Origin of the sequence: Prochlorococcus marinus str. MIT 9107, from assembly GCF_000759855.1 — a bacterium.
Taxonomy (GTDB): Bacteria; Cyanobacteriota; Cyanobacteriia; order PCC-6307; family Cyanobiaceae; genus Prochlorococcus_A; species Prochlorococcus_A marinus_N.
In genome coordinates, this window is sequence record NZ_JNAI01000013.1 from 1 (window position 1) to 4,943 (window position 4,943).

At 27.8% G+C, this 4,943-nt stretch carries 9 protein-coding genes; 8 read left to right on the forward strand and 1 reads right to left on the reverse strand.

Features of this window, described 5'->3' with window-relative positions; translation table 11 throughout:
* The 7 genes from EU92_RS10100 to EU92_RS10220 all read left to right on the forward strand — a co-directional run.
* A partial coding sequence (locus EU92_RS10100; RefSeq protein WP_032523629.1) for a hypothetical protein occupies window positions 1–189 on the forward strand: 189 nt, incomplete at its 5' end.
* A gap of 26 nt (window positions 190–215) precedes the next feature.
* A complete protein-coding gene (locus EU92_RS10105; RefSeq protein ID WP_193741797.1) occupies window positions 216–368 on the forward strand; it encodes a hypothetical protein in 153 nt (50 codons plus the stop codon).
* A gap of 65 nt (window positions 369–433) precedes the next feature.
* A complete protein-coding gene (locus EU92_RS00020; protein ID WP_241432596.1) occupies window positions 434–796 on the forward strand; it encodes a hypothetical protein in 363 nt (120 codons plus the stop codon).
* Window positions 797–1,130: 334 nt separating this feature from the next.
* Window positions 1,131–1,337, forward strand: coding sequence for a hypothetical protein (locus EU92_RS0109355; protein ID WP_052045196.1), 207 nt, complete (start codon window positions 1,131–1,133; stop codon window positions 1,335–1,337).
* Window positions 1,338–1,422: 85 nt separating this feature from the next.
* Window positions 1,423–1,581, forward strand: a complete 159-nt coding sequence (locus EU92_RS10110) for a hypothetical protein (RefSeq protein ID WP_193741796.1) — start codon at window positions 1,423–1,425, stop codon at window positions 1,579–1,581.
* A gap of 328 nt (window positions 1,582–1,909) precedes the next feature.
* On the forward strand, window positions 1,910–2,332 hold the full coding sequence (locus EU92_RS00015) for a hypothetical protein (RefSeq protein ID WP_241432597.1): 423 nt from the start codon (window positions 1,910–1,912) through the stop codon (window positions 2,330–2,332).
* Between the two features lie 314 nt (window positions 2,333–2,646).
* Window positions 2,647–3,021, forward strand: coding sequence for a hypothetical protein (locus EU92_RS10220; protein ID WP_032523630.1), 375 nt, complete (start codon window positions 2,647–2,649; stop codon window positions 3,019–3,021).
* Window positions 3,022–3,077: 56 nt separating this feature from the next.
* Here EU92_RS10220 and EU92_RS00005 read toward each other — a convergent pair whose 3' ends face one another.
* Complete coding sequence (locus EU92_RS00005; protein WP_032523631.1) at window positions 3,078–3,296, reverse strand: hypothetical protein; 219 nt, start codon at window positions 3,294–3,296, stop codon at window positions 3,078–3,080.
* A 604-nt stretch (window positions 3,297–3,900) separates the two neighbouring features.
* Between EU92_RS00005 and EU92_RS10115 the strand changes: the two genes are divergently transcribed.
* Window positions 3,901–4,059, forward strand: coding sequence for a hypothetical protein (locus EU92_RS10115; protein ID WP_193741978.1), 159 nt, complete (start codon window positions 3,901–3,903; stop codon window positions 4,057–4,059).
* The last annotated feature ends 884 nt before the right edge of the window (window positions 4,060–4,943 follow it).

The following is a 4,943-nucleotide window of genomic DNA, read 5'->3' on the forward strand; positions in this document are numbered from 1 at the left end:
AAGGAAGAGGAGCAAGTTACAGAAGAGGGGAAGGAAGAGGAGCAAGTTACAGAAGAGGGGAAGGAAGAGGAGCAAGTTACAGAAGAGGGGAAGGAAGAGGAGCAAGTTACAGAAGAGGGGAAGGAAGAGGAGAAAGTTACAGAAGAGGGAAACATTGAACCAAAAGAGGATGGCAAAAAAGAACCATAATCAAAAGTAAATTAATTAGAGTTTTTATGATTTATGGTTTTGCTTACCTTGGAATGGTTATTGCAATTAGTGCAGGATGGGTTTTAGTTGCCGTTTTAAAAAAACCTGATTTTATTGAAAAGCCACTTGAAAAAGTGAAAAATGAAATAAGACCTTTTTTAAATCCAAAAGATGATTAATGAAATTTGTTTTTTTTTCTTTTTTTTTAATTGGTTTAACCATAAAAATTAACCTAATAAGTAGTATGACTTTAATTGGAGAAATGTATTTAGAAGAAAAAATAGCCAATAATCAATTGGCTGACAAATATTGTGATTCTCTAAAAAGAAATCTTTTTAAAGGCCTTGATAAAGAATCAACCTTGAAATATGAATATTTCTTCTCATCTATTCCTGATGACTTAATAAAAGATGAAAACAAATTTTTAGAAATTTTCAAATCTGATGTTAAGTCAACTTGTGCATATGAAGTTTCAGAATCTAATGAAAAAGAATTTAAATCTTTTTTAAAAAATTATTTTAAAACCAGAAGTAGTACTCCAAAAACTAAAGTTGAGGCAATAAATCCCACACTAATTAATCCTGCGATGATCCCAGTATTAAGATAAACCTTTACTGTCGCTAATTCTTTTCCTTCTTTTTTAGCCATAATTTTTTACCTAAATAAGCACATCCAAGCTACCAATGAAAACATCACTAAAGCAAGGCTAATAATACTTTTACCATTAGCTTTACCTTGTTTTTCTGTTGATTTAAAAGGGATTAATGCCATAACTAAATTGTAAAACAGAATTATTTCATATTTTTTTATTTTTTGGGTAAGTCCGTAACATCGACCACTCCATAGCTATTTCTTTACTACACCTTATACTCTCGACCTATACAGTTAGGTTGATTGATTGTCGATTTAAGTTAAGAGGAAAGTAACACTGATATTTATTTATGGATAGATATTTAAAAAGTTCAGAGGCATCTAAGTTTTTAGGCATCTCATCATCATCTCTTTGGGAACTAAAGAGTACAAAAGTATTAAAAGCTGGTAAGCATTGGATATACGTTACAGGTAAACCTAGAAGTAATGTTTTATTTAATGTAGATACCATAAGACAATGGCAGATCGATATGACTAAATATATTGAAAGTCCTTAAAGAAATACAAATACAATATTGAATATAGCAACTTATGAAGATTGACAGTAGATCTAAAATAAAGGGTGATTAAATCCTTTCTTTTATGAAACTTGAATCAATTTCAGTTGCTGGTGAAGATGCAACTCAATCAGGGGTTGGGAAAAAGTTTTTAATAATATCTATTTCACTAACAGTAATATTAAATCTTTCAATAACTATTTGGTTTTTTATGAATGATATGGGTCGATTTCTAGTTAAATGAAACGTTTAGTAATTCCAGCAATCGTTTCGATAGGTATTATTTATGGATTTGGATTATTTTGGCTACTTTGGCATTACTAAATAAAATGATTTCTACTTACTCCTAAATTCAGAACTTTCAAAAAGAGCGCGCTTTCTTTTTTCTTTAATTTATAATAATAGCAGTGTTTATAATGCTTAAGAAAAATTTCTGGCTAACTATCTATTTATATTACGTTTTTGGACAAACCTTGAAAAATTAAGAAAATTCCTTCCAAATCCCCTTCCACAATTTTTTGTTTTTAACAAATGTTTTAAAATAAGAAAATCATAAAATTTTTCTCAAAATTTTGTATTTTCTTTTAGTAGAAATAAGTCACCCCATACAATGCATTTTAATTTCAGAAGAAGTGCCAAGTATTTCGATAATCTTAAATGAACGGAGATCAAATTCATTAAAAGGATATTTCTTATCGAAGAATGATCTCAAAGGTAGTTTTTATACTCATAGGCCAAAGAGAGAAAAGCCTACAAGCTGGAGCTTTGAAAACGGCGGAACTAAATTGAATGGTGAAGCGATACTCCTTAAAGATAAAAAAATATGGCACCCATATCAAAAAAAGATTAAATCACATGAAGTAAACATGGTTATTTTTTCAGGTTTATCCTCAAAATTATCAAAAATCACCAATAACGCAGATTTATTAAAGGCTGCCTCTGGTTTTTTTAAAATTGGAAGTGGATGTTATGGAGGAAGGATAAATAAAATTTAGCTTTGCTCTCCTTTAGGAAATTTCTATTGAAATAAATTCATTGATTACCTTTATGACTATAAAATTTATCTTTTTAAAGTTCATATTTTATTCCTATCTTAAAATTTTTTCGTATTAGTTAATTTGGATTTCTGATCAAATACAATTTAGCAGCAACTTGCTTTTTTGTTGATTACGAAAAAGGAAAATTATTAAATAATGAATGAATAATGGAATCATCTCAAGAAATAATTTTTATTGCTTTAGGATTACTTATTGTAATTTTTGCGGGAACATTAGCACTAAGGCTAGGTATAGGCTTAAAAAATTAAATTTTGATAAATTTCAAATTATTATTTCCCATATTTATAGGATTTTCACTTTGGACATATGGGAACATCTTATTGATAAAGAAACTGCAAAAGAAAACATCGAAAATAACCAAATCAAAAACATCAACAAGTGCATTATCAATGGATAAAGATTTAAAAGATAAATATAAATTGAATGAAAAAGATTTAATCAATGAAATGAAAAATAAAGAAAGTTTTCACCTAAATTCTCTTATCACAAAAAATATCTCGCTTTTCACAAAAAATCCGAATTATAAAATGTTAACCTGGCTTATTGTTCAACTAACCATATTTTCCTTATTTGTCTTTGCAGTAAATATATTTAAAAATAATTTTATTCCATATTTTAATACTTGAAATTCTGAGAGTAAAAATCTCATATATATTTTTTTTCATCATTGATAGAAAATATATTAACTTGATTTTTCTATGATCCATCGATATCCCCCACTTCTATCACTTTCCCTATAACAAATCCCTATTAAAGTACCGTTTTTACTTCGCACAGAACACTCTATTCCATCTTGTGTTTTATAAAAACTTGATGAATTAGGACAGACATCTTCACCTTCTGCATTCATTTTCTTAACTATCATTGCCCATACTTCTTTTAAATCAATCTCATCTTGCATTTAAATTCTTTTAGAAATAATAATAATTCCCTCTTAAACTTTTAGAAATTAATTTTTACTAAGCTCTATTTCATTAACTACATCTATCAATGAAACAAGTTACAAATCTTGTTTCTTATAAAAATCTTATTCAGAAATTCTAAATAACCATTTATTAATTACTATAAAAAATATTTTGAGTTTTAAAGTTAAGAAGTTTAATTTTTACCGCACGTTGAACATTCTGCGCAATCCTTACACTCACAAGGACAAGTGCATCCACACCCATTACATACTCTTTCATTGGAAATAGATAAATTATTTAAATAAATATTTTTTAATGCCATAGTAAACATATTAAGTTAATTACTATCAATAAATATAAAGATATTATGGCCAAAAGTCAATAAAATCATACCCTCTAGGGCAAACATAAAACTATTTACGAACATGAAAATCATTTTTAAATAAAATTTATTTATGCTCACTAATTTATACATCTAAAAGTTAATGATCTTATTGTTATTTATCTTATTAACGACTAAGTTAGCATTAATTTACATAAAAAATAATGTCAGATCATTGCGCTTAAAATTGGCAACCGACTAAAGAACAACTAGATGGCATGATCTTGCCAGCATATACAGAGATCGCAAAACAAAGCGTTGCTTATGTAAATAAATTTGGATGTCCTCCAGAATATGTCGCTGATATGTTGAGAGATATTGCAGATGCTTTAACTTCGGTTCATTCGAAATCAGAGGGTGATTGTTCTTGCTGTTAATGCAACAAACTAAAGTTCTTAAAAAGAATTTACTATCCATTGATCCTTTATTATGAAGCTCATAAATTAGAGGCTTCTAAACATATTATTTATTTACATCAAAAAATGTTCATAATGAACTTTTTGATATCGTTTCAAGTATAAAAAGTGATGAATAATTCTCAAAAAAAAATCTAGATTAAGTTTGATGCTTCTTTTATTTCCTCACACGTAGTTATAAAAGGAGCATAAAAATGACTTTGAATAAAAATATTTATAAACTTTCTTAGACTAATTAATCCCGATATATTCTTTACAAATTAATCAAGAATTCTTGAGAAGAAATAATTAATTCCATATTATGCTCCCAACCTCTCTAAAGGATAATTTAAATAATTCAAAATGAAATAGGAACCAGAAGCTAATAACAAAAATAAGCCTCTAGCGATCTGTAACTTATAATGCTCCTCGAAAATAATTCGGTAAGATTTAAATAATTAGGGTTTGGATGCGGGCTGAAAAGCTGGACAGCAGAACCCTACAAAATTTATAGGTTTACTCAAACCAGAATTGAGATCCAATACTAGAAAGAGCTGTTACAAGTATCAATATTAATTTAGATTTTTTAGACATGAAATTTTCTTCAATTTTAATTCAATCAATAATTAAAATTATAAATTACTATTGAATATAGTAAATTACAAAAAGATCTTTGGAACTTTATATTGTCGCAATGGGAACTATGACAGTAATAATTTATTTAGCTAAAAGATAATATAGGCAAGGACGATTAAACTCATACAAACCTTCACTTTCCTAAATAGATTATTTAATGGATAATAAATTTATATCTGGATAGATATTCTAACCTCATTCGAACTACATAATTTCGCCGAGAACCCATG